Source organism: Nocardioides sp. Soil796 (genome assembly GCF_001429525.1).
In the GTDB taxonomy this organism is placed as follows: Bacteria; Actinomycetota; Actinomycetes; order Propionibacteriales; family Nocardioidaceae; genus Nocardioides.
On record NZ_LMSQ01000012.1, the window covers coordinates 184,122 to 210,073 of the forward strand.

The following is a 25,952-nucleotide window of genomic DNA, read 5'->3' on the forward strand; positions in this document are numbered from 1 at the left end:
CCCGTCCGTTGGTCGAGCAAGTCGGGGCCATTTCTTTCCCGGAGTGGATAGGGTCGGAGACATGGCACAGGAGCAGAAGCAGCCGAAGAAGTCGACCGAGGACACCCCGGTCGAGGAGGAGACCGTCGCGCCCGAGGTCACCGAGCGCAAGGAGCAGCTCGACGAGGACATCGACGCGATCCTCGACGAGATCGACGACGTCCTCGAGACCAACGCCGAGGACTTCGTGAAGTCCTTCATCCAGAAGGGCGGGGAGTGAGTCGGTGAGCGCCCCCAGCTACGGGTCCCGCCTGCCCGCTTCGTTCCTGACCCCCGGCACGTCGTCGTTCGCCGACTTCATCGGTGAACACTCACCCGACCTGCTGCCCTCCAAGCGTGCCGTGCCGCAGGGCAACGTCGGAGACCTGGCGCCGCACGGCACCACGATCGTCTCCGCGACGTTCCCCGGCGGCGTGATCATGGCCGGCGACCGGCGCGCCACGATGGGCAACATCATCGCGCAGCGCGACATCCAGAAGGTCTTCCCGGCCGACGAGTTCAGCTGCGTCGGCATCGCCGGCGCCGCCGGGCTGGCGGTCGAGATGGTGCGACTCTTCCAGACCGAGCTCGAGCACTACGAGAAGATCGAGGGCACCACGCTCTCCATGGACGGCAAGGCCAACCGCCTCGCGGCCCTGATCCGGGCGAACCTCGGCCTGGCCATGCAGGGCCTCGCCGTCGTACCCCTCTTCTCGGGCTACGACCTCATCGCCGAGCAGGGGCGCATCTTCTCCTACGACGTCACCGGCGGCCGCTACGAGGAGACCGCGTTCCACTCGGTCGGCTCCGGGTCGATGTTCGCCCGCGGTTCGCTGAAGAAGCTCTACCGCGAGGACCTCACCGAGACCGAGTGCGTGACCGCCGTCGTGCAGGCGCTCTACGACGCCGCCGACGACGACTCCGCGACCGGTGGTCCCGACGTGAGCCGTCGCATCTTCCCCGTCGTGCAGGTGATCACCGCCGACGGAGGCCGCCGACTCGCCGACGACGAGGTCGCCGCGATCGCGGACCAGGTGATCGCGAGTCGACTCCAGCGCCCCGACGGCCCCGCCGCCTCACTGGTCTGACCCGAGCCAAGGATTTCTCACATGAGCATGCCGTACTACGTCTCTCCCGAGCAGTTGATGAAGGACCGTGCGGACTTCGCGCGCAAGGGCATTGCCCGCGGTCGGTCCGTGGTCGTCGTGCAGTTCGCCGACGGCGTCCTCTTCGTCTCCGAGAACCCCTCGCAGGCGCTGCACAAGGTCTCCGAGATCTACGACCGCATCGCGTTCGCCGCGGTCGGCCGCTACAACGAGTTCGAGAACCTCCGCATCGCCGGCGTACGCCTGGCCGACATGCGCGGCTACGCCTACGACCGTCGCGACGTCACGGGCCGCGGGTTGGCGAACGCCTACGCGCAGACCCTCGGCACGATCTTCTCCAGCGGCGGGGAGAAGCCCTACGAGGTCGAGCTGTTCGTGGCCGAGATCGGCGACGAGGCGGCCGACGACCAGATCTACCGGCTGACGTACGACGGCCAGGTGGCTGACGAGCACGGGTACGCCGTGATGGGTGGCGCGGCCGACCAGGTGGCCTCACACCTCAAGGAGCACTACACCGAGGGCGCGACGCTCGACGACGCGATCAAGCTGGCCGTGGCTGCGCTCGGTCACTCCGACACCGACGACCGGGTGATCCCGGCCGACGACCTCGAGGTCGCCGTGCTCGACCGCACCCGCACCCAGCCCCGCAAGTTCCGTCGCCTGCGGCCAGCCGCGCTGACCGAGATCCTCGGGGACCGTGGCCCCGAGACCGCGGCCCAGCCAGACGCCGAGGACGCCCAGGTGGGGGCCGCCCCGACGGTTCCCACCGGTCCCGACAACCCCGCTGACCCGACCGACACGGTGAGCGGATCCACGCCCCCGCTGGAAGACCCGGTCACCGGTGAGCCCGCTTCCGGAGAACCGGAGTCCGGCGAGCCGCCCACCGCTCCTCCCACGGCACCGCCCACGCCCCCGACACCACCCGTGGACCCACCCACGCCCGGCCACGGCGAGCCCCCGATCGCCCCACCCCCTGCCTGACCGGCTCCCAACACCGCCGTCACCGAACAGTCAACAGGTCTTTGCCAGAGAAATCCTGAGGCCTGTTCGGTGACGGCGACGGGTGGGTGGAAGTCGCATGACAACGGTCAACCTCCCACCGTGATGCCCAAGCTGTGACTACTGTTGGGCCATGGACCGCCGGATCTTCGGAATCGAGAACGAGTACGGCGTCACCTGCACGTTCAAGGGGCAGCGACGCCTGAGCCCGGACGAGGTGGCCCGCTACCTCTTCCGCAAGGTCGTGTCGTGGGGGCGCAGCAGCAACGTCTTCCTGCGCAACGGTGCCCGGCTCTACCTCGACGTCGGCAGCCACCCGGAGTACGCGACGCCGGAGTGCGACGACATCGTCGAGCTGGTCACCCACGACAAGGCGGGGGAGCGGGTCCTCGAAGGGCTTCTGGTCGACGCCGAGCGCCGGCTCCACGACGAGGGCATCGCCGGCGACATCTACCTGTTCAAGAACAACACCGACTCCGCAGGCAACTCCTACGGTTGCCACGAGAACTACCTCGTCGGCCGGGCCGGCGAGTTCAGTCGGCTGGCCGACATCCTGATCCCGTTCCTGGTGACGCGCCAGATCGTGGTCGGCGCCGGCAAGATCATCCAGACACCGCGCGGGGCGTCGTACTCCATCAGCCAGCGCGCCGAGCACATCTGGGAAGGCGTCTCGAGCGCCACCACCCGCAGCCGCCCGATCATCAACACCCGCGACGAACCGCACGCGGACGCCGAGAAGTACCGCCGGCTCCACGTCATCGTAGGCGACTCCAACATGAGCGAGACCACCACCTTGCTGAAGGTGGCCAGCTGCGACCTCGTGCTCCGGATGATCGAGGAGGGGGTCGTGATGCGCGACCTCACCATGGAGAACCCGATCCGGGCGATCCGCGAGATCTCCCACGACATGACTGGCCGCAAGAAGGTCCGGCTGGCCAACGGCCGCGAGGCCAGTGCGCTCGAGATCCAGCTCGAGTACTTCACCCGGGCCCGCGACTTCGTCGACCGTCGTGAGCTGCGTACGCCGGTCATCGACCAGGCCCTCGACCTCTGGGAGCGGGGCCTCAAGGCGATCGAGTCCGGCGACCTCGACTCCGTCGACCGCGAGATCGACTGGGTCATCAAGTGGAAGCTGATCGAGCGCTACCGCGCCAAGCACGGCATGGCGTTGGGCCACGCGCGCATCGCGCAGCTCGACCTCGCCTACCACGACATCCACCGCAACCGGGGTCTCTACTACCTGCTCGAGAAGCGCGGAGCGGTTGCCCGGGTCACCGACGACCTCAAGATCTTCGAGGCCAAGTCGGTGCCGCCGCAGAACACCCGTGCCCGCCTGCGCGGCGAGTTCATCAAGAAGGCACAGGAGCGGCGACGCGACTTCACCGTCGACTGGGTGCACCTCAAGCTCAACGACCAGGCCCAGCGCACGGTGCTCTGCAAGGACCCCTTCCGCTCGGCCGACGAACGCGTCCAGCGACTCATCGACGGCATGTGAGGGATCGTTGCTCCATCCGGCTAGGCTGTCCCGCGCTCGCCGTACCCCGAATCCGAAGGTGAACCCGTTGCGCCGCGTCCTTGTGCTCCTGAGCGTCCTGCTGCTGATGATGATCGGTCTCACCGCCTGCGGTGACGACGACGGCGGCGGCAAGTCCAACGACGGATCGGTCAAGGTCACCGGCACGTTCGGATCCGAGCCGAAGGTGGCCTTCAAGGGCGAGTACAAGCGCACCACCACCGAGACCACGGTGCTCAGCGAGGGCGACGGCGACCAGGTCAAGGTGGGCGACAGCGTCTTCGCGAACCTCTACATCGCCAACGGATTCACCGGCAAGCAGGCGGCGAGCACGTGGGACGAAGGTTCCGCGAGCCTGGTCAAGGTGAGCGACGACATGCTGCCCGGCCTCAAGAAGGCCATCGACGGGCAGAAGGCCGGCTCGCGGGTGATGGTCGAGTCGACCCCCAAGGACGCGTTCGGCGAGGCCGGCAACCCCAACCTGTTCATCGACCCGTCGGACTCGGTGGTCTTCGTCGTCGACATCATCAAGGTGATCCCGACGAGCATCGACACGAGCAAGGCGACCGCCCCCAAGGGTGCGCCGAAGGTGGTCGAGAAGGACGGCGCCGTGACCGGCCTGACCTTCACCGGCAAGCCCGCCAAGATCACCAAGCTCGAGACGATCACCCTGGTCAAGGGCACCGGCCCCAAGGCGAAGAAGGGCTCCACGCTGGCCGTGAAGTACCTCGGCCAGGTCAACGGCAAGAAGCAGGTCTTCGACCAGAACTTCACCAAGGGCGATCCCTACTCCGTGACCATCGGTCAGGGCGGCACGATCCAGGGCTGGCAGGAAGGCCTCACCGGGGTCACCGAGGGCAGCCGGGTCATCCTGCGGATCCCCTCGAAGCTCGGGTACGGCAAGAAGGGCAGCGCGCCCAAGATCAAGCCCGGCGACGACCTGGTCTTCGTGATCGACGTGCTCGCGGTCAACTGACCGCCAGCATCTGACCGCCAGCATCTGACCGAACGGGTCAGGCATCATCGAACAAGTCATGGCACACACGGGAGGAGCAGCAGGTGACGAAGAGTGAACGCCTCCTCAACCTGCTGATCCTGCTGCTCGTGCAACGCCGCCCGCTGTCCAAGCAGCAGGTGCGCGACAGCATGCCGCCGTACCTCGAGGCCGGCGACGAGGCCTTTGACCGCATGTTCGAGCGCGACAAGGACGAGCTGCGTGCCCTCGGTGTGCCGGTCGAGATCGTCACGCTGGACAACTACTTCGACAACGAGATCGGCTACCGGATCAACCCGGACACGTTCGCCCTGCCCGGCATCACGCTGGCCGCGGACGAGGCGGCCGTGATCGGCCTGGCCACCCGGGTCTGGCAGCACGCCGGGCTGGCGGCCGCGACCAGTGACGCCCTGGCCAAGCTCAGCGCCGCAGGCGTCGAGGTGGACCGCAGCCGGCTCGACATCGCAGCTCCGGTGGTCGCGGTCTCCGACCCGAACTTCGACGTGCTCTGGCAGGCCTCCCTTGACCGCACCCGGGTCACCTTCGACTACCAGCGCTCCGGCACGCCCAAGCCCGCCAAGCGACGCCTCGAGCCGTGGGGCGTCGTCTCGTCCTCCGGCCGCTGGTACGTCGTCGGGCGCGACGTCGACCGCGGCGAACCCCGGTTGTTCCGACTCTCCCGGGTCCACGGCGCGGTCAAGCGCACCGGCAAGTCGGACGCGTTCGTCGTACCGCCGGAGACCAACCTGCGCGAGCTCACCGCGAGTCTCTCCCCGGGGCCGGCCACCGAGGTCGGGACGGCCCTGGTGCGGCAGGGGAGCGGCCACGGACTGCGTCGTACGGCGACAGCTGTCGAGACCGACGTGCCCGGACCTGACGCGGTGACCGCATGGGACCGGGTCACGCTCACGCATTCCTCGGTGCACGGCTTCGTCGACGACGTGCTGGCCTTCGGGACCGACGCCGTCGTCGAGTCGCCCGCCGAGGCGCGCGACCTGGCCGTCCGACGGCTCACCGCCGCTGCAGGAGTCAGTTCATGAGCGCCGGCGCCAAGGAACAGGTCGGCCGGCTGCTCGCGCTGGTCCCGCTGATCCAACGCGAGGGCGACATGCGGCTCGAGGACGCTGCCCGGCGTCTCGGCGTGCCACCCGAACAACTGGTCGCCGACCTGCGCGTCCTGATCTACTGCGGCTGGCCGGGGTGGATGCCGGGAGACCTGATCGAGGTCGACCTCGACGCGCTCGACGGCGACAGCGTGATCCGCATCCACAACGCCGACTACCTCGGCACGCCCCTGCGGCTCTCCGCCGCCGAGGCGTCCGCGATCACGGTGGCCCTGCGCACGCTGCGCGAGTCGGCCGACGGTGACACGCTCGACAGCCTCGACCGGGCGCTCGCCAAGATCGAGACCGTTGCCGAGGACGGCCACCAGGCCGCGCATGTCGAGGTGCGCGTGCCGCCCGGGCAACGCGAAGGCGCTGCCCTGCGCACCCGGCTCGCCGCGGCTCTCTCCTCGGGCCGCCAGGTCCGGCTGACCTACTACGTCCCCGCGCGCGACGAGAACACCGAGCGCACCGTGGACCCGATGGCGCTCGTCGACTCCCAGGGCATGGCCTACCTCCAGGCGTGGTGCCACGTCGCCAACGGGCGGCGGTTGTTCCGACTGGACCGGATCGTCGCCGACGAGACCCTCGACAGCGCGGCCGAGCCGCACCCCGACGTCGAGCCGGTCGACCTCGCCGACGGACTGTTCCGACCGGAACCCGACAATCCGCTGGTCACCCTCCGGCTGGCGCCCCAGGCCCGCTGGGTCGCCGAGTACTACCCGGTCGAGGCAGTCCGCGAACGGCGCGGCGGCAAGCTCGAGATCGACCTCAGGGTGGCCGACAGCCGGTGGCTGATGAGGCTGCTGTTGCGCCTGTCGCCGTACGCCGAGGTGCTCCGGCCCGCCGAGTACGCCGAGGCCTTCACAGCAGCCGCACAGGAGACCCTCAGCCTCTACCGTGTACCTGGCGCGTAGGATGGGACCGACCCCACAAGCGACCTTGAGGACGGACATGCTTCAACCACTGATCGCAACTCCCGGAGGCTGGGAGCTGGTCCTGATCGTGCTGGTGATCGTGCTGCTCTTCGGCGCCAAGAAACTGCCGGAGCTGGCCCGCGGCAGCGGCCGTGCCCTGCGCATCTTCAAGTCCGAGACCAAGGGCCTGTTGACCGATGACGAGGACGATGACAAGCCGGCGGCCGACAAGCCTGCCGGTGAGCTGGGTGCTCCCGAGAAGCGCGCCGAGTCCGAGCCGTTGACGTCGGAGCACCGCCCCGACACCACCAACTGACCCGTCCCTGAAGCCACTCCTGTGTCCTTGCTCGGTGTCGTCGCGCTCTTCAGCACGAAACCCATGCACGGCCTGGGAGCCGATGGCCGGATGGCCATCTCCGACCACCTGCGCGAGCTGCGCGCCCGGATCCTGCGGATCACGGTGGTGCTGGTCGTCGCCATCACGGTGTCCCTGTTCTTCTTCGACCAGATCTTCCAGCTGATCCTGGGACCCTACGAGGACGCACAGAAGGCTCTCGGCGAGGACGTCACCACCACCGCCACCATCAACGGCGCCGGCGGCCCGCTGATGCTGCACCTCAAGCTCTGCGGGCTGGCCGCTCTCGTGGTGACCAGTCCCTACTGGCTCTACCAGGTCTGGGCGTTCATCCTTCCGGGGCTGCACGCCAACGAGCGCAAGTGGTCACGGGTCTTCGCCGCCGTTGCGGGGCCGCTGTTCCTGATCGGTGCCTACGTCGGCTACCTGACCCTGCCCAAGGGTCTCGAGGTGTTGATCTCGTTCACCCCCGCCGACCTGACCAACCTGATCGAGTTCAGCGACTACCTGACGTTCCTCACCCGCACCCTGCTGGTCTTCGGGATCGCCTTCGAGATCCCGGTCTTCGTGATCCTGCTCAACCTGGCCGGCATCGTGAAGGGCAAGGCGCTGGGGGACCACCGGCCGTGGATCATCATCGGCACCTTCGTCTTCGCGGCGGTCGCGACGCCCTCGACCGACCCCTTCTCGATGCTGTTCCTGGCCATCCCGATGGTCGGGCTTTTCGCCATCTCCGAGGTCATCTGCCGCATCCTCGACCGCCGCAAGAACAACGCCGACCCCCTCCACGGTGTCGGCGACGACGAGTTGTCGCCCCTGTGAGGGGCCTGGCGACGGTCGATGCGTTCGACCTGCCCGAGTGGCTCGGCACCGGCGACGTGACCTGGCACGCCGAGGCGGCCGCAGACCGGTTGGGCGGGCACTTGGTGCACGGCCTCCTGGTCGGTGACCACGTCGAGCTGCCCTGCGACCTGCTGGGTGTCGACCGGGCCTGGCCGGAACCGGTGACCGACGACGCGACCCGGGTCCTGGCGCACCAGGCCTGGCGCAACGGACAGGTGCTCCTGGTCGAGCACGAGGACCGCCTCACGTTGGCCGTGCCGGGCACCGGCTTCACCGCCGACCGGATCCTGACCGCCCTGGCCCGGCTGGCGAAGGCGGTCGGTGCCCCGCCCGAGAACTTCGTCGCCGCGATGCGGCTCGGCGTGGTCGACGACCACGGATAGGGCAGACCTGCCCTATAGGGTCGGGCACGTGTCCACACCACGTCGAGAGATCGCCCTTCTCGTCAACCCGACGGCCGGCCGGGGCAAGGGTGCCCGCTACGCCTCGCTGGCCGCGCCACGGCTGCGTGACGCCGGCTTCGACGTACGACTCCTGCAGGGCACGTCCGCGGAGGAGGCTGAGGCGTTGGCCCGCGGTGCGGTCTCCGACGGATGCCACGCGCTGGTCGCCTGCGGCGGCGACGGGCTGGTGCACCTGGCCGTGCAGGCGCTCGCCGGCACGGACACCCCGCTCGGCATCATTCCGGCCGGCACCGGCAACGACGTGGCCCGCTACCTCAACATCTCGCGAACCGACCCGCTGGCCGCCGCCGACCGGGTGGTCGCCTCGCGACGACGGCGGATGGACCTGGCCCGCTGCGGCGACCGTTGGTTCGTCACCGTGCTCGCCGCGGGCTTCGACGCCATCGTCAACGAACGGGCCAACGCCATGACCTGGCCGCGCGGCCAGATGCGCTACAACCTGGCCACGCTCGCCGAGCTGCGCACGTTCCGGCCCCTGCACTACACGCTCGAGCTCGACGGCGAGACGCGCACCCTCGACGCGATGCTGGTCGCCGTGGGCAACGGGCCCTCGTTCGGCGGCGGCCTGCGGATCACCGAGGGGGCTCTGCTCGACGACGGCTACGTCGTCATCATCAAGGCCATGTCCCGCCCCGAGCTGATCCGGACCTACCCGAAGCTGTTCTCGGGCACGCACACCACGCACCCGGCCTACGAGCACCACCGGGTGCGTCGGGTCACCGTGGCCACACCCGGAATCGTCGGCTACGCCGACGGGGAACGCTTCGGCGCACTGCCGTTGACCGTCGAGTGCGCCCCGCTGGCGCTGGAGGTGCTGCTGTGAACGACCACCCGTCCCTGCGCGAGTTCTCGGCGCTCTACGACTTCCCGCTCGACGACTTCCAGGTGCGGGCCTGTCGCGAGGTCGAGGAGGGCAAGGGCGTCCTCGTCGCCGCACCGACCGGCTCCGGCAAGACGATCGTCGGCGAGTTCGCCGTACACCTTGCGGTGCAGTCCGGCCGCAAGTGCTTCTACACCACCCCGATCAAGGCGCTGAGCAACCAGAAGTACGCCGACCTGGTCAAGCGGTACGGCGCCGACAAGGTCGGCCTGCTGACCGGTGACAACACCATCAACGGCGAGGCGCCGGTCGTGGTGATGACCACCGAGGTGCTGCGCAACATGCTCTACGCCGGCTCGCGCACGCTGACCGGCCTGGGCTTCGTGGTGATGGACGAGGTGCACTATCTCGCCGACCGCTCGCGCGGTGCCGTCTGGGAAGAGGTGATCATCCACCTCCCCGAGAGCGTCTCGGTGATCTCGCTGAGCGCCACCGTCTCGAACGCCGAGGAGTTCGGCGAGTGGCTGGCCACGGTGCGCGGCGAGGTGACCACCATCGTCGAGGAGCACCGGCCGGTGCCGCTCTTCCAGCACGTGATGGTCGGCAAGCAGTTGCACGACCTCTTCGCCGACGAGGAAGAGCTGGCCCAGGCCGGCTTCGCCCAGGAGGGCGCCAAGGTCAACCCGCACCTGCTGCGGGTGGCCCGCGACGACTGGGCGGCGACCCGCTTCAAGGATCGTCGCGACAAGAAGGGCAACCGTGGCCGCGGCTCCAAGCCGCAGGGCCGACGGCACTACCAGCCGACGCGTTTCGACATCGTGTCCCGGCTGGACGCCGAGGGCCTGCTGCCGGCCATCGTGTTCATCTTCAGCCGGGTCGGCTGCGACGCGGCCGTCCAGCAGTGCCTCAACGCCAACCTGCGGTTGACCACCCCCGAGGAGCGCGACGAGATCTTCGCGTTCGTCGAGGAGCAGTGCCGCGACCTGCCCGAGGACGACCTCGAGGTGCTCGGCTACCACGAGTTCCTCGACGGGCTGACCCGCGGCGTGGCGGCCCACCACGCCGGAATGCTGCCGCGGTTCAAGCAGTGCGTCGAGGAGCTCTACCTGCGGGGGCTGTGCCGGGTCGTGTTCGCCACCGAGACGCTGGCCCTGGGCATCAACATGCCCGCCCGCACCGTCGTGCTCGAGAAGCTCTCGAAGTGGAACGGTGAGGCCCACGTCGACCTGACCCCGGGGGAGTACACCCAGCTGACCGGACGGGCCGGTCGCCGCGGCCTCGACGTCGAGGGACACGGGGTGGTGCTCTGGCAGCAGGGGATGAACCCCGGGGAGGTCGCCGGCCTGGCGTCCACCCGCACCTATCCGTTGCGCTCGTCGTTCCGGCCGTCGTACAACATGGCGGTCAACCTGGTGCACCAGTTCGGCAGGGAGCGTTCCCGCCAGCTGCTGGAGTCGTCGTTCGCGCAGTTCCAGGCGGACAAGGCGGTGGTCGGGCTGGCCCGCAAGCTGCGCAAGAGCGAGGACGCACTCACCGGCTACGCCGAGGCGGCCCAGTGCGACCGCGGTGACTTCATGGAGTACGCCGCCCTGCGCCGCAAGCTCTCCGACGTCGAGAAGGGTGCAGCGAAGGCGCGACGCCGTGACGACCGTGACGACGTGATCAACTCCCTGGCCCGGCTCAAGGTCGGCGACGTGATCCTGGTGCCCAACGGAAAGTTCGCCGGGTATGCCGTGGTCACCGATCCGGGGCTCTCGCACGACGAGCCGCGCCCCTCGGTGGTGACCGCCGGCGGTCAGTCGCGGCGCCTGGCCCTGATCGACTTCACCACCCCGGTCGAGTCGCTCGACACGCTCCGCGTGCCGCGCAACTTCAGCGGCCGCAACCCGCAGATGCGACGTGACCTGACCTCGACCCTGCGGAACCGGACCCACAAGTTCGCCCCGCCACCGCCGTCGCGGCGTTCGTCACGGTCATCGCGCTCCGACGCCACCGCCCTCTCAGGAGTCGAGGCCGAGGTCGCCGCGCTGCGCCAGCGGATGCGCGAGCACCCGTGCCACGAGTGCCCCGAGCGTGAGGACCACGCCCGGTGGGGCGAACGCTGGTTCAAGCTGCAGCAGGAGGCGAACACGCTCAAGCGTCGGGTGGAGTCGCGCACGAACACGATTGCCCGCCAGTTCGACCGCGTCTGCGACGTGCTGACCGCGATGGACTACATCGACGGCGACACCGTCACCGACCGCGGCGTCCACCTCCAGCGCATCTACTCCGACATGGACCTGGTGGCCGCGGAGGCGATCCGCACGGGTCTCTGGAACGACCTCGACGCCTCGGAGCTGGCCGCCGTGCTCTCCGCCCTGGCATTCGAGGCGCGGCGCCCCGACGACGCGCGTTCACCGAAGATGCCCAGCGGCCGGATCCGCGACTCGCTGCGCGACCTGGTCCACCTGTGGAGCGACCTCGACGAGCTCGAGCGCAGCAACAAGCTCGACTTCCTCCGTGAGCCCGACATCGGCTTCGCGTGGGCGGCCTACCGCTGGGCCGAGGGCGATGCCCTCGACGACGTCCTCGGCGGCATCGACCTGGCCGCCGGCGACTTCGTGCGGGTGATGAAGCAGCTGCTCGACCTCGCGGTGCAGGTCGGACACGCCTCGGCCGGTACGCCGCTGCGCGCGGTGGCCCTGGAGGCCGCCGACCGCCTGCGACGCGGGGTGGTGTCCTACTCGTCCGTCGCGGAGTAGCCCGCACCCTGGCGCGCGGCCCGGGCCAGGGCCCATCCGTGGACGGCGCGTGAGCCGATCAGGAGCACCCCGAGCACGATCGTGGCCACGACGATGAACGAGAACGCCGTGCCGTCGCCGGTGACCACGCGGAGCAGCATCCCGATGACGACCGCACTGACCACCACGGTGATGCCGGACCCGATGTCGGTGGCTTCGCGCCTGCCGAGCTGACGGACCAGCAGCCAGCCGACCAGCACGCCGGCCAGGAACGGCCACGCGGTGTCGAGGACCCCGACGACCACGTTGCCCTTGTCGTGCTCGGCACGACCGATCGCAGCGAAGACGATGACCAGCACGAGGTCGAGGGCCAGGACGGTGAGGGCACGGCGCGACATGGCCGCCAACCTACCGGGTCGCGATGCCGGCCGGCTCAGCCCTGGAGGGCCTCGACCAGCCGGACCGCCGAGCTCCCGAGGTCCCACCGCTTGTCGAGCTCTACGACGCGCTCGGGGTCGGCCGGCGTCCGCGGCATGGTGAGGTCGAGGTCGCCCAGGTCCAGGTCGCGACGTACGGCGACCACCGTGGGCGCGACCTCGAGGTAGTCGGCGGCGTCCTTGATCTTGCCGCGCGGGCCGGGTCCCATGTCGGTCTCGGGATCGAACGCGGCCGCCACGATTGTCTTGATGTCGACAAAACGACCGAGCAGGGTGGCCGCGGTCTTCTCGCCGACGCCCTTGACCCCGGGGAGGCCGTCGGAGGCGTCGCCGCGCAGCGTGGCGAAGTCGGCGTACTGGTGGGCGTCGACGCCGTACTTGTCGCGCACCCACGCGTTGTCGACGCGCTCGTGCCTGCCCACACCGCGCGCGGTGTAGAGGACCCGGACCTCGGCTTCGTCGTCGACCAGCTGGAAGAGGTCGCGGTCACCGGTGACGATGTCGACCGGCATGCCCGCGCCGGTGGCCAGGGTGCCGATCACGTCGTCGGCCTCCATCTCGTCGGCACCCACGATCGTGATGCCGAAGGCCTCGAGCACGTCGATGATGATCGGGATCTGCACCTGGAGTGGGTCGGGCACCTCCTCGACGTCGGGGTCGGTTCCGGCCACCTCCTCGACCACGCGGTGCGCCTTGTACGTCGGGATCAGGTCGACCCGCCACTGCGGCCGCCAGTCGTTGTCCCAGCAGCAGACCAGGTGCGTGGGCTGGTACTCGCCGACCAGTCGGCTGATGAAGTCCATCAGTCCGCGGACCGCGTTGACCGGCGTGCCGTCGGGCGCGCGCATCGAGTCGGGGACGCCGAAGAACGCCCGGAAGTAGAGGCTGGCAGTGTCGAGGAGCATCAGTCGCTGGATGGTCACGGCGCACAGTGTGTCACTTCGCTACGCTGCCAGCGTGGAAGAAACCGATCGGCACATCCTGACGCTGCTGGCGACCGACGGCCGCATGTCCTACACCGACCTCGGCAAGGCGACCGGACTGTCGACCTCTGCGGTGCACCAGCGCGTGAAGCGGCTGGAGACGCGCGGCCTGATCAAGGGGTACGGCGCGACGATCGACCACGACCAGACCGGCCTGCCGTTGACCGCGTTCATCTCGATCACGCCGATCGACCCCTCGCAGGACGACGACTACCCCCAGCGGTTGAGCGGCATCACGCAGATCGAGTCATGCTGGTCGGTGGCGGGGGACGAGTCCTACATCCTCAAGGTGCGGGTGGCCACGCCGGCCCACCTCGAGGACCTCCTCGCGAAGATCCGGGGTGTCGCCAACGTGTCCACCCGCACCACGATCGTGCTGTCCACGCCCTACGAGAACCGACCCGTCTCGGGCTGACGCCGTTCGCGTCGCTTCAGGCGGTGCCGTCGTAGGCGGCCTGGAGCTCGGCGAGGTTGAACTTGCCCTGTGTGGACAGCATCTTCTTCATGAACCTGGCCACGGCCTCCGGATCGCCGGTCGTGTAGTCGGTGAAGTTGCTGGGGCCGACCTGCCACGACAAGCCGTACTTGTCCTTGAGCCAGCCGCAGGGCTGCTCGGTGCCGCCCTCGACCAGCGCGTCCCAGACCCGGTCGATCTCCGCCTGGTCCTCACAACGGACCTCCAGGGAGATCGCCTCGCTGAACGTGAACATGGGGCCGCCGTTGATGCCCACGAACCGTTGCCCGAGGAGCTCGAACTCCACGGCCATCGCGGTGCCGTCGTCGCCCATCCCGGTGGCGTCGTACTTCACGACGTTGAGCACCCGGCCGTCGCCCAGGACCGAGATGTAGTGGTCGATGGCTTCCTCGGCGTTGTCGTCGAACCAGAGGTTGGTGACGATCTTCTGCATGGGATGGTCCCTTCGTCGGAGTGTGTGGTCGTGTCGACCCGGTCTCGTCCCCGGATTCATCGCACTGGCCCGAAATGAGCAGCGGGTGCCATCCACCCAGGATGACACCCGCTGAGCCGTCCCCCCGGACGCGTGTGGTTGCTGAGTCAGTGAGCCTGCAGTGCCGCCGTGCGCCGCGACGCCTCGGCGACCTCGGCCGCGCGCAGGGCCGACTCGTCGAGGTTCCCGTGGTCGGCCCACCACTTCTGGCCCTCGAGTGGCAGCGTGTGGATCGGGTCGTAGTAGTGGTACTCCCGCGACAGGGCCTCGGGGTCGGTGGCCTCGATCGAGGTGCGGTAGTTCTTCGTCCAGCCGGAGATGCCGCGCACCTCGTCGTACGACGCCAGCTGGTGCACCCAGCGCTTGCCGACGAACGGCACGTCACACACGATCCGCGGCGTCGCGAAGCCTGGCAGGTAGCCCATGATGTGGTGCTGCAGGCGCTGCGCGTCGGCGACCGAGACCCGCCAGTGCTCGGAGTAGGGGATCATGTCGCACATGTAGAAGTAGTAGGGCATGATCTGCGCCCCGTCGAGCAGTCGGAAGCACAGGTCGAGCAGCGCGTGCGGGTCGGCGTTGACGCCGTTGAGCAGCACGCCCTGGTTGCGCACGTCGCGGATGCCGGTCTCGAGCATCGTGGCCGCCGCCTTCGCCACCAGCGGCGTCACCGAGTTCGCGTGGTTGACGTGGGTGTGTATCGCGATCGACACACCACGCGACCGGGCCAGCGTGGCGACCCGGGTCATGCCGTCGACGACGTCGTCCTGGAGCCAGTGCTGGGGGAGTCCCATGAGCGCCTTGGTGGCCAGGCGTACGTCGCGGATGTTCTCGATCTCGAGCAACCGCATCAGGAAGTCCTCGAGCCGCGCCCACGGCATGTTGGCCACGTCGCCACCGGAGACGACCACGTCGCGCACCGTCGGCGTACGGCGCAGGTAGTCCATCATCGAGTCGAGCCGGTCGACGGGCTTTGCGGTGAACTTCAGCTTCTCGATCACCGGCGTGGAGTTGCCGACGAGGTCCATGCGGGTGCAGTGGCCGCAGTACTGGGGGCAGGTCGGCAGCAGCTCGGCCAGCACCTTGGTGGGGTAGCGGTGGGTCAGGCCCTCGGCCACCCACATGTCGTGCTCGTGCAGGGAGTCACGGGTGGCGTGCGGGTGTGAGGGCCAGTCGGTACGGCGGTCGGAGAAGACCGGCAGCATGTAGTGGCGCACCGGGTCGGCGTAGAACGCGTCGGTGAGTGAGCCCGGGCCCGTGGGTTCGGTGGTGGGCGCCATCGTGTTCATCATCTGCGGCGGCACCAGCATCGACATGGTGGCCCGCTCGGTCTGGTCACGCTCGAGGTCGGCGTAGAACCGGTCGTCGACGAGGTCGCCGAGCAGCTCGCGCAGCTGCTTGAGGTTCTTGATGCAGTGCGAGCGTTGCCACTGCACGGATTCCCACTCCGCGACGGTGACGTCCTTCCATCCGGGGAAGCGGGTCCAGTCGGGTTCGACCAGCTCGGTGCGGCGGTAGGGGTACGGCTGACCGGTGAGGGAGGCGATCGAGGTCTCGATGCTCATCGGAGGCTCCTGTCGGGACGACGTGGGGACGCATGGCGAGGCGGAAGGTGTGACGTGGGCCTCAAAGACCAGAATAGATGGAGATTATCCTGCAGTTCAAATGCAACACCGTAAATTGTCCCGCAAGATGAGTCCTGGTGCGGAATTGCCACCGAAGGCGGACCTCGCGTCGGATTTCGTGGGTGAACAGCGGTTGTCCTGGCGCCCTCCGCGGGCCGGTCTGGACCGCGCTTCCGGCGTGTCTCGCGAGACACGCCGGAGCTGCTGGAAAACAATGATGAATTCTTGGCGACCAGGCCCCCTGCCTGACCTGCGACAACGCGAGTTTGTGCAGGTCAAGGCCGTGTTGACAGCGCCCGGACTGGTGGGCAAAAGTGCCCGGGTCCGCCCATGCAGATCGTGATGGCGGACCGACGTCCAGGTGGTCGTCGGAGACGGTGCGAGCACCACGTGCCGGTCCCCGATGACTCGCGGAGGTCGGTCCCGCCGCTCGAGGGCGGATGCGGGAGGGCCTCCAGCTCCGTAGACAACTTCGCACCGACGGCCGCCAGTCGCCGATGAGGAGGTCCGAAGGGTTGCCTGGCCCTCCCGCGCCTGCATGAACCCCGCAGGTAGCCTTGCCGGGTGCTCCGCATCCTGCTCGCCCTGGTCAGCGGGATCGCCGTGGGACTGGCCTTCGAGCCGGTCGCAGCAGCCGTCCTCCTGCCACTCGGCCTGGCCCTCTTCCTGTGGTGCGTGCACCAGCAGTCGACGCGGTATGCCGCGCTGCTCGGCCTGGTCTTCGGGCTCGCCAACATGCTGGTCCTGCTGTTCTGGCTGCGCGTCATCGGCATCGACGCCTGGCTGGCGCTCTCCGCGTTCGAGGCGCTCTACTTCGCCCTGGCCGGCGTCGGCCTCGCCGCGGTGTCGCGGCTGCCGGGGTGGCCGGTGTGGTCAGCCGTGGTCTGGGTGGCCGTCGAGACGTTCCGCGGTGCCTGGCCGATGAGCGGGCTGACCTGGGGCCGGGTGTCGTTCGCGGTCATCGACACCCCGTTCGAGCGCTGGTTCCCGTGGGTCGGCGCCAACGGCGTCAGCCTCCTGGTCGTGCTGTGCTCGGCAGTCCTGCTGTGGTGCCTGCAGAACCTCCGCAACCGGCAGGTGCTGGCCGGGGGAGTGCTCAGCGGCACGGTCCTGGCCGTGGTCGTGCCCTGGTTCGTGCCGATCCACGCGACCTCCGACGAGACCGCGACCGTGGCGGTCGTTCAGGGCGACGTGCCCGGCAACGGCGACGACCTGATCGCCCACCACCGCGAGGTCACCGCCAGCCACATGGCACTCACCCAGGAGCTGGCGGAGCAGGTGGAGGACGGCAAGGCCGAGCGCCCCGACTTCGTGGTCTGGCCGGAGAACACGACCGCGGTCGACCCGTTTCTCGACAGCAGCGTCCGCCAGATGCTCTGGCTGACCTCGCAGATGATCGGGGTGCCGATCCTGGTCGGCGCCATCGTCGATGCCGATCGGGAGCACGTGCTCAACCAGGGGATCGTCTACGACCCGGTGACAGGTGCGGGCGACCGCTACACGAAGCGTCACCCCGTGCCGTTCGGCGAGTACATCCCGTATCGGCAACGCTTCGGCACCGCCAACTTCGGCCGTCTGGAGATGGTGCCGCGCGACATGCTCAGCGGCACCGGCGTCGAACCCCTGCGCGTCGACGGCCTCAAGGTGGCCGACGTGATCTGCTTCGACGTCTCCTACGACGACACGGTCACCGACCAGGTACGTCGTGGGGCCGACCTGCTCGTCGTACAGACCTCCAACGCGATGTTCATCCACACCGGCCAGATCGAGCAGCAGTTCGCGATCAGCCGACTGCGCGCCCTCGAGACCGGGCGCACCGTCGTGGTGGCGGCGGTGAACGGTCGCAGCGGAGTCATCGGTGCCGACGGCAACGTGATCAAGGCGATCGAACCGCGCACCCGCGACGTCCTCGTGCAGGAGGTGCGCCTGGCGGACGGCACGCCGCCGGCGATGGTGGTCGGTCCGTGGCTCGGGCGACTCGCCGTGCCGCTCGCCCTCGGTGCGGCGCTGTTCCCCCTGCTGTCGTATCGTCTGCAACGCAGGAAGCGGGTCCCCCACGAGGCGGATCCCGAGCCGGACGACCAAGGGGACAACGCGTGACGTACGACGGACTGGGCCGCGTCGTGATGGTGATTCCGACGTACAACGAGTCGCTCAACATCGAGTGGATCGTCGCGCGTCTGCGCGAGGCCCAACCCGGCGTCGACGTGATGATCGTCGACGACAACTCTCCCGACGGCACCGGCAAGCTGGCCGACAAGCTCGCCGAGGCCGATCCCCAGATCACCGTCGTGCACCGCACGGAGAAGGCCGGGCTCGGTGCGGCGTACCTGCACGGCTTCCGGGTCGCCCTTGACCTGGGCTACGACGTGATCGGCGAGATGGACGCCGACGGGTCCCACCAGCCCGAGCAGCTGCACAGGCTGCTCGACGCGCTGCGCACCGCCGACCTGGTCATCGGCTCCCGGTGGATCCCGGGCGGTTCGGTGGTCAACTGGCCCAGGTCCCGTGAGTTCCTCTCCCGGGGCGGCAACCTCTACGTCCGCCTGTTGCTCGGCGTGAAGATCAAGGACGCCACCGCCGGGTTCCGGGTCTTCAAGCGGGCCACGCTGGAGGCCATCGACATCGACACGGTCGAGTCCACCGGCTACGTCTTCCAGACCGACATGGCGTGGCGCACACTGCAGACCGGCGGCACCGTCGCCGAGGTGCCGATCGAGTTCATCGAGCGCGAGCGCGGCGACTCCAAGATGAGCGGTTCGGTGGCGACCGAGTCCCTGAAGCGGATCACCCGCTGGGGCCTGCACGAGCGGTGGGCCCGCCTCAAGCGCACCTTCCGGCGCGGGCGCTGACGACCATGCCTCGCCGTCGTCGGCTGCCCGGACTGCTGATCGCGGTCCTGTTCTTCGGGATCCCGCTGCTCGAGATCTACGTGCTGATCCAGGTCGGCCAGGTGATCGGCGTCGGCTGGACGATCCTGCTGCTGATCGCCGACAGCCTCCTCGGCGCCTGGTTGATCAAGCATGAGGGCGCCCGCGCGATGTCCGCGTTCAGCCAGGCGCTCTCCAGCGGCCGGATGCCGGCCAAGGAGATCGCCGACGGCATCCTGGTGCTGTCCGGCGGCATGCTCATGCTCTCGCCCGGTTTCGTGCTCGACATCGTGGGCCTGCTGCTCGTCCTCCCGTTCACCCGACCGTTGGCCCGCCGAGGACTGTCCCGGTTCGTCGCGGCACGGCTGGTCACCGACCTGCCGTTCGGGGGCGGAAATGACAAGCGCCCCCGACCCGGTTCACAGGGAACCGTGGTCGAGGGCGAAGTCGTCGATGACGACCCGTCGAACTAGACGGACGCCTTCTTCTTGCTCTTCGAGGCGCGGTGCAGGTGCGCCGGGCCGATCTCTCCACCGCGGAGCAGCTCGAGCCGCTCGCTGAGGATGTCTTCGAGCTCCTTGATCGAGCGACGCTCGAGCAGCATGTCCCAGTGAGTACGAGCCGGCTTCTCAGCCTTCTCCTCGGGGAGGATGCCGTCGACGTTCAGCGCGACCGCCCCACACTTGGGGCATTCCCAGTTGGCCGGGATGTCCGCCTCGACGGACATCGGGACCTCGAACTTGTGACCCTGCGGGCAGGCATAGCCCACCTGCTGACGTGCTGCGAACTCGATGCCGCGCTCGTCCTCGAAGCTCTGGCCTCCGAGCCGGGCTCCGCGCAATGTGCGCTCCGCCATGAGCTACCTCCGATTGACGTTCTGATTTGTCTCTTCGTGGTTGAGACGGAGTCCCCCCACAACCATGACGGGGCTTTCGTGCGTGCCACGTCACACCTACAAACGTACGACGGGGGCCAAGGATTCCTCAGGAGAGCTGAATGTGGCCGAACGCACGTTCGGGGCTCACTCCGGGAGGATCTAGATGACCGACGGCTCCACGTTACCGGCTTCGCGGATCCCGCGCGCGGTGTCCACCTTCAGGAGCAGCAGGCCACCGAGGACGAAGAACGCGATGAGGGCGAAGATGGCCGGCCGGTAGGAGTCGGTCAGCTGGTAGACCACACCGAAGGTGAGCGTGCCGAACCACGAGGTACCTCGGTCCATCGCGTGGTAGAAGCTGAAGAACTCACCCTCACGCCCGCGGGGGATCAGCAGGGAGAAGTAGGAGCGGGCCAGTGCCTGCGTGCCGCCGAGCACCAGACCGATCGCGAAGCCCATCGCCAGGAACGGCACGATCTGCTCCTTGGGCAGGACCAGGGCCACCGCCACGATGGCCATCCAGATGACCAACCCGACGAGGATGACCTGTTTCGCGCCGTACTTCTCGGCTGCCTTGCCGAAGACCAGGGCGCCCGCGAACGCGACGAACTGGACCATCAGGATCGTCCCGATCAGCACCGACGTGCCGAAGCCGAGCTCCTCGGCGCCATAGATCGAGGACGACGCGATGACGGTCTGGATGCCGTCGTTGAAGAAGAGGTAGGCGCCGAGGAAGGTCAGCGCCATCGGGTAGTTCTTCATGTCCTTGAGCGTGGCCCAGAGCTGGCCGAAGCTCTGCGAGATGATGCCGCCCTCCTCGGCGACCACGTGGACCGGCTCGTGGTTGCGCAGGCGCAGGTAGGGGATGAACGTGAACCCCGCCCACCAGATCGCCGCCGAGAGCATGCTCAGCCGCACCGAGAAGCCCTCCGACATGCCGAACGTGTCGTGGAACAGGAACATGACCAGGTTCACGACCAGCAGCAGTCCGCCGCCGAGGTAGCCCCAGGCCCAGCCCCGCGAGGAGACCCGGTCGCGTTCCTCCTCGGTGGAGATCAACGGCAGGATCGAGTCGTTGAACACGGTGGACGCGCCGAGGCAGAGGTTCGCCCCGATCACCGCGATCGCACCGATCTGCCAGTTCTCGCCCTTGCAGAAGAACAGCAGGGAGGCGAACGCGGCACCGGTCCACGCGAAGCCGGCGAGCAGACCCTTCTTGTTCGCCGTACGGTCGGCCACCGCGCCGAGCAGCGGCAGCAGGATCGCCGACAGGATCGTGGAGAAGGTGACGAGGTACGACGGCAGGGCCCCGGGTGCGATCGAGAGTCCGAGGACGTCGATGCGGTTGTCGACCGCCGCGTTCTTCGCGATCGCGATCAGGTAGGGGCCGAGCATGACCGTCGACACGGTGGTGACGTAGGCCGAGTTGGCCCAGTCGTACCAGTACCAGGCCTTCTGCTCCCGTGCCCGCGCCAGCGGCCTCAGGTCCGCAATCCCTTGAGTATGTCGGTGCGATCGGTCATCAGACCGTCGACACCACGTTCGAGCAGCTCGACCATTTCGGCCGGCTCGTCGATCGTCCAGACGTGCACATGGGTGCCGACGGCGTGCGCCTTGCGCACCAGCCACCGGCTGGCCACCGGGATCGGCCCCCTGCGGTGGGGGATCTGCAGCGCGGCGACGTGGCCGCGGGTCAGCAGCCGGGCGATCCGTCCGGTGGGGGAGAGCACCCAGACCACCACCTCCAGCGGGTGCGCGCTGGTGGGCACCCGTCCGCCGGTCAGCCTGCGGAACTGGCCGAGGCTGCGACCGTTGAAGGAACCGACCAGGACCCGGTCGTGGGCCTCACGGGCTCCGATGAAGTCGGCCAGCGGGCGTACGGCGGCAGCCGACTTGATGTCGATGTTGAACCGGGCTCCGGGGAACGCGTCGAAGAGCTCGGCCAGGGTCGGCACCCGCTCCTTGCCACCGATCAGCGCGCCCTGCACCTCGGCGTAGGTCAGCGCCGCGATCTCGCCCTTGCGGTCGGTGACCCGGTCGAGGACGGTGTCGTGGAAGGCGAGCAGGACGCCGTCGCGGGTGGCGTGCACGTCGGTCTCGAGGTAGCGGTAGCCGAGGTCGAAGGCGTGCTGGAATGCCGCCATGGTGTTCTCCAACCCCTCGATCTCGGGGTGGAAGGCACCGCCCCGATGGGCGAAGGCGAGCGGTCCGGTGGGCTCGTCGAGGAACGGGAATCCTGTGGGGCGTCGGGTCACGACTGCATTCAACACGCACATGGGGCAATCGTGTCCCCGAAACGACGGCGCGGCATGCGCCCGGATACTCAGATTCCTTGCCCACAAAGGAGTAACGTGCGCCCCATGGAGGACTCGCTGAAGTGCCCGAACTGCGGCGCCGAGATGGTCGAACGCGATCTCGGCCGGATGAGTGTCAACCAGTGCCCCGAGGGGCACGGCGTGTTCCTGGCCCGGGCCGACCTGGGCGAGTTCATCGACGCCGAGAACGACTGGCACCGTGAGGGCGGCGGCTTCCACACCGCCCCGCTCCCACGCATCACGGCCGACATGAGCAAGCCCCCGCCGATGGCACCACGGGCTCCCGCGTTCATCGCCACGCTCTTCACCTGAGCCCGGTCGCCCCGCGCGGGGCGACCGGCCCGCGAGCCTCAGATGTCGCGGAAGGTGACGATGTTGGCACCGAGGGTGTTCAGCCGCTCGGCGAGGTCCTCGTAGCCACGGTGGATCACGTACGTCGAACGCAGCACCGAGGTGCCCTTCGACGCCAGCATGGCCAGCAGGATCACCACGGCGGGACGCAGCGCGGGCGGGCAGACGATCTCGGTGCCCGACCAGCGTGTGGGCCCCTCGACCAGCACCCGGTGCGGGTCGAGCAGCTTCACCTGTGCGCCGAGCTTGGTCAGCTCGGTGAGGTAGATGGCGCGGTTCTCGTAGACCCAGTCGTGCAGCAGCGTCTGGCCCTCGGCGACGGCGGCGATCACCGCGAAGAACGGCAGGTTGTCGATGTTGAGGCCCGGGAACGGCATCGGGTGGATCTTGTCCATGGGTGCCCGCAGCTGCGACTGGCGCGTGGAGACGTCGACAAGACGGGTGTGGCCGTTCTCCGCGAAGTACTCCTCGGAGCGGCTGTAGTTGAAGCCCATCTCCTCGAGGGTGGCCAGCTCGATCTCGAGGAACTCGATCGGCACCCGGCGGATGGTGATCTCGGAGTTGGTCACGATGGCCGCGGCCAGCAGTGACATCGCCTCGATCGGGTCCTCGCTGGGCGCGTAGTCCACGTCGACGTCGATCTGGGTGCGGCCGGTGACCGTCAGGGTGGTCGAGCCGATGCCCTCCACCGTGACGCCGAGACGCTGCAGGTAGAAGCAGAGGTCCTGGACCATGTAGTTGGACGACGCGTTGCGGATCACCGTGGTGCCGGGGTTCAGGGCGGCGGCCATCAGGGCGTTCTCGGTGACGGTGTCGCCGCGCTCTGTGAGCACGATCGGACGCAGCGGCTCGATGGCCCGGTTGACCGTGGCGTGGTAGCTGCCTTCGGTCGCCTTCACGTCGAGGCCGAACGGGCGCAGTGCGGCCATGTGCGGCTGGACCGTGCGGTCGCCGAGGTTGCAGCCGCCGGCGTACGGCAGGTCGAAGACGTCTTCACGGTGCAGGAGCGGGCCGAGGAACATGATGATCGAGCGGGTACGGCGCGCGGCCTCCTCGTCGATGTTGGCCAGGTCGAGCTGGGCCGGCGGCACTATCTCGAGGTCGTTGCTGTCGTTGAGCCACCGGGTCTGGACGCCGATGCTGTCGAGCACCTCGAGCAGGCGGTTGACCTCTTCGATGCGGGCGACCTTGCGCAGCGTCGTACGCCCCTTGTTGAGCAGGGAGGCACAGAGTAGGGCGACACCGGCGTTCTTCGACGACTTCACGTCGATGGTGCCCGAGAGCGTCGTCGGCCCGGTGACCCGCAGGTGGGTGGGTCCGCCGGCGCCGAGCGCCACGATCTCGGAGTCGAGGGCGGAGCCGATGCGGGCCAGCATCTCGAGGGAGAGGTTCTGGTGACCCTTCTCGATGCGGTTGACCGCAGACTGACTGGTGGCGAGCAGGTCGGCCAACTGCTGCTGGGTGAGTCCGCGGTGCTTGCGGGCATCGCGGATCAGGTTGCCGATGCGTCCGAGGTAGTCCTGAGTCATGCCGACGACGGTATCTCAGATATGAGATACGTCAAAAGTCCCACGCCGCGTGCAAGGATTCTTCACATGCGCGCCACCACCATCCACGGCACTCGGGACATCAGGATCTCCGAGGTGCCCGACCCGACCATCGATGCCCCTACCGACGCCATCGTCAAGGTCGTGGCGGGCTGCGTCTGCGGCTCCGACCTCTGGCCCTACCGGGGAGAGAACCGGATCACGGCGGGGGACACCATCGGCCACGAGGCCGTCGGGGTCGTGGAGGAAGTCGGGGCGGCGGTGACCAGCTTCAAGCCGGGCGACTTCGTGGTCATCCCGTTCTGTCACGCTGACAACACCTGCCCGCACTGTGCTGTCGGCATGCACTCGGTGTGCGACAACCTCGGATTCACCCACAGCGGCCAGGCGGAGTACACCAAGGTGTTCCAGGCCGAGGGCTCCTTGGTCAGGACCGACGGCATGCCCGACGAATCGCTGATCCCGTCGCTGCTGGCCCTGGCCGACGTGATGCCCACCGGCTGGCACGCAGCGACCGCGGCTCGGGTGAAGGCCGGCGACACGGTCGTCGTGGTCGGTGACGGCGCGGTCGGACTCTGCGGAGTCCTCGCTGCGGCACAGATGGGCGCCGAGCGCGTGGTCGCGATGTCGCGCCATGAGTCGCGCCAGGAGATCGCCCGCACCTTCGGGGCCACCGACATCGTCGCCGAACGCGGCGACGAGGGCGCGCAGCGGATCGCCGAGATCACCAACGGCATCGGCGCGGACGCCGTGCTCGAGTGCGTCGGCACCGACCAGTCGATCAAGACCGCCTTCAGGATCGCCCGGCCGGGAGCCACCGTCGGCTTCGTCGGCGCTCCCCACGGCGTCGAGCTCCCGGTGCGCAAGATGTTCGAGCGCAACGTCGGCCTGGCCGGTGGCATGGCGCCGGTCCGGGCCTACCTGCCCGACCTGCTCCAGCGCGTCGTGGACGGCACGATCAACCCCGGCCTCGTCTTCGACCTGACCCTGCCACTCGACCAGGTGGCCGATGCCTACAAGGCGATGGACGAGCGCACCGCGACGAAGGTCATGGTGCAGCCATGAGCCGCGGCATCCGCATCACCGTCGGCGTCCTTCTGGTCCTCCTCGGGTTCCTCTTCTGGGGCCAGGGCCTCGGCGCCATCGAGGGAAGCGCGATGACCGGCAGCACCTTCTGGGCGTACGCCGGCCCCGTCATCGCCGGACTCGGTGTGGCCCTGTTGTTCGTCACGTTCCAGAAGCGCCGCTGACCAGGTTCTCGTCGGGGGAGCTGAAGTTGAAAACACCTTCCTGGGTGCGGCGAGTGGTTTCGAGACAGGCGCTGGCGGGCCTTCCTCGACCATCGTGCGCTTGAGGTCAGCTGCGGGCGATCTCCGCGGCTGCTGCACGCAAGGCGGCTGCCGCGTGAGGCCGGGGGACCTGGTCCGCGATCTCATCGAGGGTGCGGGCCAGCAGCCACAGCAGCTCTTCACTGTGGTGCGACGTACGCCGGAGCAGGGGCAGCCGTCCGTGACACCAGCCGCGCACCAGCGGAGCGATCGACCGCGCCGGGTCGGCACCCCGTGCGTCAGCGGTGACAGCCACCCGCACCATGCGGTGCGCAGTGCAGACGATGCTGATCTCCTGGCGGGCCAGCGAGACCGGTCGGTCGTGCTTGAGGGCGAAGGTCATGTGCGTGAGGAGTCCGGCGGTGCACTCCAGATACGCAGGGGTCCCGACGCGACGAACCCCGCCCCGGTCAGGTGACGGGGCGGGGTTCGTGTCTGAGCGGTTGGCGTCAGCCGCGAGCCTTGCGGATCGCAGCCTGGTCCTTCTTCGACGCGGCCACGTAGGTCTTGAAGCCGGTGCCGGCCTTGAAGGCGGGCACGTTGGTCTTCTTGATCTTGATGGTCTCGCCGGTCTGCGGGTTGCGGGCCTCGCGGGCCGCGCGCTCACGCTTCTCGAAGGAGCCGAAGCCCGGGATCTGCACGCGGTCGCCCTCGGCAACGGCGTCGCTGATGGTGTTCACGACTGCATTGAGGCCCTGTTCGGCCTCCTTGCGGGTCCAGCCGGTCTGCTCGACGATCGCGTCCACCAGTTCACGCTTGTTCAATTTCTCCACCATTTCGGGTCTTGGGGATGTCCGTACACCCCGAAACTAACGACAGGGCC

General features: G+C 68.5%; 29 protein-coding genes. 19 read left to right on the forward strand and 10 right to left on the reverse strand.

Annotated elements, in window-relative coordinates; genetic code table 11:
- Window positions 1-61 precede the first annotated feature (61 nt).
- The 12 genes from ASH02_RS04845 to ASH02_RS04900 all read left to right on the forward strand — a co-directional run bounded on the left by ASH02_RS04845 (window position 62) and on the right by ASH02_RS04900 (window position 11,873).
- Window positions 62-259, forward strand: a complete 198-nt coding sequence (locus ASH02_RS04845; protein ID WP_056678196.1) for a ubiquitin-like protein Pup — start codon at window positions 62-64, stop codon at window positions 257-259.
- Between the two features lie 4 nt (window positions 260-263).
- The gene (gene prcB / locus ASH02_RS04850; protein ID WP_056678198.1) at window positions 264-1,106 is read left to right on the forward strand and encodes a proteasome subunit beta; all 843 of its coding nucleotides are present in this window, start codon (window positions 264-266) and stop codon (window positions 1,104-1,106) included.
- Window positions 1,107-1,127: 21 nt separating this feature from the next.
- Window positions 1,128-2,105, forward strand: coding sequence for a proteasome subunit alpha (gene prcA / locus ASH02_RS04855; RefSeq protein WP_056678200.1), 978 nt, complete (start codon window positions 1,128-1,130; stop codon window positions 2,103-2,105).
- 151 nt (window positions 2,106-2,256) lie between these two features.
- Entirely contained in the window at window positions 2,257-3,618 is a 1,362-nt protein-coding gene (gene pafA / locus ASH02_RS04860) for a Pup--protein ligase (RefSeq protein ID WP_056678203.1), read from the forward strand.
- 67 nt (window positions 3,619-3,685) lie between these two features.
- Window positions 3,686-4,612, forward strand: a complete 927-nt coding sequence (locus tag ASH02_RS04865) for an FKBP-type peptidyl-prolyl cis-trans isomerase (RefSeq protein ID WP_156393516.1) — start codon at window positions 3,686-3,688, stop codon at window positions 4,610-4,612.
- 83 nt (window positions 4,613-4,695) lie between these two features.
- Window positions 4,696-5,670, forward strand: coding sequence for a helix-turn-helix transcriptional regulator (locus ASH02_RS04870; RefSeq protein ID WP_056678206.1), 975 nt, complete (start codon window positions 4,696-4,698; stop codon window positions 5,668-5,670).
- Window positions 5,667-6,650: a helix-turn-helix transcriptional regulator gene (locus ASH02_RS04875; protein WP_056678208.1), complete on the forward strand. Its 984-nt coding sequence runs from the start codon at window positions 5,667-5,669 to the stop codon at window positions 6,648-6,650. The genes ASH02_RS04870 and ASH02_RS04875 overlap by 4 nt, the downstream gene beginning before the upstream one ends.
- A gap of 37 nt (window positions 6,651-6,687) precedes the next feature.
- Complete coding sequence (gene tatA / locus ASH02_RS04880) at window positions 6,688-6,966, forward strand: Sec-independent protein translocase subunit TatA (protein ID WP_056678210.1); 279 nt, start codon at window positions 6,688-6,690, stop codon at window positions 6,964-6,966.
- A gap of 90 nt (window positions 6,967-7,056) precedes the next feature.
- The gene (gene tatC / locus ASH02_RS04885) at window positions 7,057-7,827 is read left to right on the forward strand and encodes a twin-arginine translocase subunit TatC (RefSeq protein ID WP_235530076.1); all 771 of its coding nucleotides are present in this window, start codon (window positions 7,057-7,059) and stop codon (window positions 7,825-7,827) included.
- The gene (locus ASH02_RS04890; protein WP_056678213.1) at window positions 7,824-8,231 is read left to right on the forward strand and encodes a hypothetical protein; all 408 of its coding nucleotides are present in this window, start codon (window positions 7,824-7,826) and stop codon (window positions 8,229-8,231) included. The genes tatC and ASH02_RS04890 overlap by 4 nt, the downstream gene beginning before the upstream one ends.
- Window positions 8,232-8,259: 28 nt before the next feature.
- Window positions 8,260-9,135, forward strand: a complete 876-nt coding sequence (locus ASH02_RS25945) for a diacylglycerol/lipid kinase family protein (protein WP_057294374.1) — start codon at window positions 8,260-8,262, stop codon at window positions 9,133-9,135.
- Window positions 9,132-11,873 (forward strand): DEAD/DEAH box helicase, encoded by a 2,742-nt coding sequence (locus ASH02_RS04900; protein WP_235532513.1) that lies wholly within the window; start codon window positions 9,132-9,134, stop codon window positions 11,871-11,873. Before ASH02_RS25945 ends, ASH02_RS04900 begins: the two co-directional genes overlap by 4 nt.
- On the opposite strand, the gene ASH02_RS04905 is transcribed toward ASH02_RS04900, so the two are convergent.
- Window positions 11,852-12,250, reverse strand: a complete 399-nt coding sequence (locus ASH02_RS04905; protein ID WP_056678220.1) for a DUF3054 domain-containing protein — start codon at window positions 12,248-12,250, stop codon at window positions 11,852-11,854. The two genes, ASH02_RS04900 and ASH02_RS04905, sit on opposite strands and share 22 nt — an antisense overlap.
- A 35-nt stretch (window positions 12,251-12,285) precedes the next feature.
- A complete protein-coding gene (locus ASH02_RS04910) occupies window positions 12,286-13,194 on the reverse strand; it encodes a 5'-3' exonuclease (protein ID WP_056679408.1) in 909 nt (302 codons plus the stop codon).
- Between the two features lie 52 nt (window positions 13,195-13,246).
- Between ASH02_RS04910 and ASH02_RS04915 the strand changes: the two genes are divergently transcribed.
- Window positions 13,247-13,687 carry an Lrp/AsnC family transcriptional regulator gene (locus tag ASH02_RS04915; RefSeq protein ID WP_200950020.1) on the forward strand — a complete coding sequence of 147 codons (441 nt, stop codon included), beginning with the start codon at window positions 13,247-13,249 and terminating at the stop codon, window positions 13,685-13,687.
- Window positions 13,688-13,703: 16 nt separating this feature from the next.
- On the opposite strand, the gene ASH02_RS04920 is transcribed toward ASH02_RS04915, so the two are convergent.
- Window positions 13,704-14,180, reverse strand: coding sequence for a VOC family protein (locus tag ASH02_RS04920; protein WP_056678225.1), 477 nt, complete (start codon window positions 14,178-14,180; stop codon window positions 13,704-13,706).
- 146 nt (window positions 14,181-14,326) lie between these two features.
- Complete coding sequence (locus ASH02_RS04925) at window positions 14,327-15,781, reverse strand: KamA family radical SAM protein (protein WP_056678227.1); 1,455 nt, start codon at window positions 15,779-15,781, stop codon at window positions 14,327-14,329.
- A 624-nt stretch (window positions 15,782-16,405) separates the two neighbouring features.
- Between ASH02_RS04925 and lnt the strand changes: the two genes are divergently transcribed.
- The 3 genes from lnt to ASH02_RS04940 are packed head-to-tail and all read left to right on the forward strand — an operon-like array spanning window position 16,406 to window position 19,184.
- A complete protein-coding gene (gene lnt / locus ASH02_RS04930) occupies window positions 16,406-17,941 on the forward strand; it encodes an apolipoprotein N-acyltransferase (RefSeq protein ID WP_056678229.1) in 1,536 nt (511 codons plus the stop codon).
- Between the two features lie 26 nt (window positions 17,942-17,967).
- Complete coding sequence (locus ASH02_RS04935) at window positions 17,968-18,693, forward strand: polyprenol monophosphomannose synthase (RefSeq protein WP_056679411.1); 726 nt, start codon at window positions 17,968-17,970, stop codon at window positions 18,691-18,693.
- A 5-nt stretch (window positions 18,694-18,698) separates the two neighbouring features.
- Window positions 18,699-19,184: an FxsA family protein gene (locus tag ASH02_RS04940; RefSeq protein ID WP_056679413.1), complete on the forward strand. Its 486-nt coding sequence runs from the start codon at window positions 18,699-18,701 to the stop codon at window positions 19,182-19,184.
- Here the strand turns inward: ASH02_RS04940 and ASH02_RS04945 are convergent.
- The 3 genes from ASH02_RS04945 to ASH02_RS04955 all read right to left on the reverse strand — a co-directional run bounded on the left by ASH02_RS04945 (window position 19,181) and on the right by ASH02_RS04955 (window position 21,843).
- Window positions 19,181-19,567, reverse strand: coding sequence for an RNA polymerase-binding protein RbpA (locus ASH02_RS04945; RefSeq protein WP_056678231.1), 387 nt, complete (start codon window positions 19,565-19,567; stop codon window positions 19,181-19,183). The two genes, ASH02_RS04940 and ASH02_RS04945, sit on opposite strands and share 4 nt — an antisense overlap.
- Window positions 19,568-19,747: 180 nt before the next feature.
- Window positions 19,748-21,082 (reverse strand): MFS transporter, encoded by a 1,335-nt coding sequence (locus ASH02_RS04950; RefSeq protein ID WP_057294408.1) that lies wholly within the window; start codon window positions 21,080-21,082, stop codon window positions 19,748-19,750.
- Window positions 21,070-21,843 (reverse strand): glycerophosphodiester phosphodiesterase, encoded by a 774-nt coding sequence (locus ASH02_RS04955; RefSeq protein WP_235538988.1) that lies wholly within the window; start codon window positions 21,841-21,843, stop codon window positions 21,070-21,072. The genes ASH02_RS04950 and ASH02_RS04955 overlap by 13 nt, the downstream gene beginning before the upstream one ends.
- A 105-nt stretch (window positions 21,844-21,948) precedes the next feature.
- Here ASH02_RS04955 and ASH02_RS26355 point away from each other — a divergent pair, with 105 nt between their 5' ends.
- Complete coding sequence (locus ASH02_RS26355) at window positions 21,949-22,215, forward strand: TFIIB-type zinc ribbon-containing protein (protein ID WP_056678236.1); 267 nt, start codon at window positions 21,949-21,951, stop codon at window positions 22,213-22,215.
- A 38-nt stretch (window positions 22,216-22,253) separates the two neighbouring features.
- On the opposite strand, the gene ASH02_RS04965 is transcribed toward ASH02_RS26355, so the two are convergent.
- On the reverse strand, window positions 22,254-23,783 hold the full coding sequence (locus ASH02_RS04965; RefSeq protein WP_056678238.1) for a UDP-N-acetylglucosamine 1-carboxyvinyltransferase: 1,530 nt from the start codon (window positions 23,781-23,783) through the stop codon (window positions 22,254-22,256).
- Window positions 23,784-23,849: 66 nt separating this feature from the next.
- On the opposite strand from ASH02_RS04965, the gene ASH02_RS04970 reads away from it, so the two are divergent.
- On the forward strand, window positions 23,850-24,866 hold the full coding sequence (locus tag ASH02_RS04970) for a zinc-dependent alcohol dehydrogenase family protein (protein ID WP_056678240.1): 1,017 nt from the start codon (window positions 23,850-23,852) through the stop codon (window positions 24,864-24,866).
- Window positions 24,863-25,051 carry a hypothetical protein gene (locus ASH02_RS04975; RefSeq protein ID WP_056678242.1) on the forward strand — a complete coding sequence of 63 codons (189 nt, stop codon included), beginning with the start codon at window positions 24,863-24,865 and terminating at the stop codon, window positions 25,049-25,051. Before ASH02_RS04970 ends, ASH02_RS04975 begins: the two co-directional genes overlap by 4 nt.
- Before the next feature lie 106 nt (window positions 25,052-25,157).
- Here the strand turns inward: ASH02_RS04975 and ASH02_RS04980 are convergent, their stop codons facing one another.
- Together ASH02_RS04980 and ASH02_RS04985 are read right to left on the reverse strand one after the other, a co-directional pair.
- Window positions 25,158-25,472: a hypothetical protein gene (locus tag ASH02_RS04980; RefSeq protein ID WP_056678243.1), complete on the reverse strand. Its 315-nt coding sequence runs from the start codon at window positions 25,470-25,472 to the stop codon at window positions 25,158-25,160.
- 106 nt (window positions 25,473-25,578) lie between these two features.
- Window positions 25,579-25,905, reverse strand: coding sequence for an HU family DNA-binding protein (locus tag ASH02_RS04985; protein WP_162250919.1), 327 nt, complete (start codon window positions 25,903-25,905; stop codon window positions 25,579-25,581).
- Between the last annotated feature and the right edge of the window lie 47 nt (window positions 25,906-25,952).

Bases quoted from the DNA above. Each gene is read 5' to 3' on its own strand.
- ASH02_RS04920 (WP_056678225.1), bottom strand. From the start codon at position 14,180: ATGCAGAAGATCGTCACCAACCTCTGGTTCGACGACAACGCCGAGGAA.
- ASH02_RS26355 (WP_056678236.1), top strand. From the start codon at position 21,949: ATGGAGGACTCGCTGAAGTGCCCGAACTGCGGCGCCGAGATGGTCGAA.
- tatA (WP_056678210.1), top strand. From the start codon at position 6,688: ATGCTTCAACCACTGATCGCAACTCCCGGAGGCTGGGAGCTGGTCCTG.
- tatC (WP_235530076.1), top strand. From the start codon at position 7,057: ATGGCCATCTCCGACCACCTGCGCGAGCTGCGCGCCCGGATCCTGCGG.
- ASH02_RS04970 (WP_056678240.1), top strand. From the start codon at position 23,850: ATGCGCGCCACCACCATCCACGGCACTCGGGACATCAGGATCTCCGAG.
- ASH02_RS04965 (WP_056678238.1), bottom strand. From the start codon at position 23,783: ATGACTCAGGACTACCTCGGACGCATCGGCAACCTGATCCGCGATGCC.
- ASH02_RS04875 (WP_056678208.1), top strand. From the start codon at position 5,667: ATGAGCGCCGGCGCCAAGGAACAGGTCGGCCGGCTGCTCGCGCTGGTC.
- ASH02_RS04980 (WP_056678243.1), bottom strand. From the start codon at position 25,472: ATGACCTTCGCCCTCAAGCACGACCGACCGGTCTCGCTGGCCCGCCAG.
- prcA (WP_056678200.1), top strand. From the start codon at position 1,128: ATGAGCATGCCGTACTACGTCTCTCCCGAGCAGTTGATGAAGGACCGT.
- ASH02_RS04925 (WP_056678227.1), bottom strand. From the start codon at position 15,781: ATGAGCATCGAGACCTCGATCGCCTCCCTCACCGGTCAGCCGTACCCC.
- pafA (WP_056678203.1), top strand. From the start codon at position 2,257: ATGGACCGCCGGATCTTCGGAATCGAGAACGAGTACGGCGTCACCTGC.
- ASH02_RS04945 (WP_056678231.1), bottom strand. From the start codon at position 19,567: ATGGCGGAGCGCACATTGCGCGGAGCCCGGCTCGGAGGCCAGAGCTTC.
- ASH02_RS04845 (WP_056678196.1), top strand. From the start codon at position 62: ATGGCACAGGAGCAGAAGCAGCCGAAGAAGTCGACCGAGGACACCCCG.
- ASH02_RS04935 (WP_056679411.1), top strand. From the start codon at position 17,968: ATGGTGATTCCGACGTACAACGAGTCGCTCAACATCGAGTGGATCGTC.
- ASH02_RS04910 (WP_056679408.1), bottom strand. From the start codon at position 13,194: ATGCTCCTCGACACTGCCAGCCTCTACTTCCGGGCGTTCTTCGGCGTC.
- ASH02_RS04975 (WP_056678242.1), top strand. From the start codon at position 24,863: ATGAGCCGCGGCATCCGCATCACCGTCGGCGTCCTTCTGGTCCTCCTC.
- ASH02_RS04940 (WP_056679413.1), top strand. From the start codon at position 18,699: ATGCCTCGCCGTCGTCGGCTGCCCGGACTGCTGATCGCGGTCCTGTTC.
- ASH02_RS04905 (WP_056678220.1), bottom strand. From the start codon at position 12,250: ATGTCGCGCCGTGCCCTCACCGTCCTGGCCCTCGACCTCGTGCTGGTC.
- ASH02_RS04985 (WP_162250919.1), bottom strand. From the start codon at position 25,905: ATGGTGGAGAAATTGAACAAGCGTGAACTGGTGGACGCGATCGTCGAG.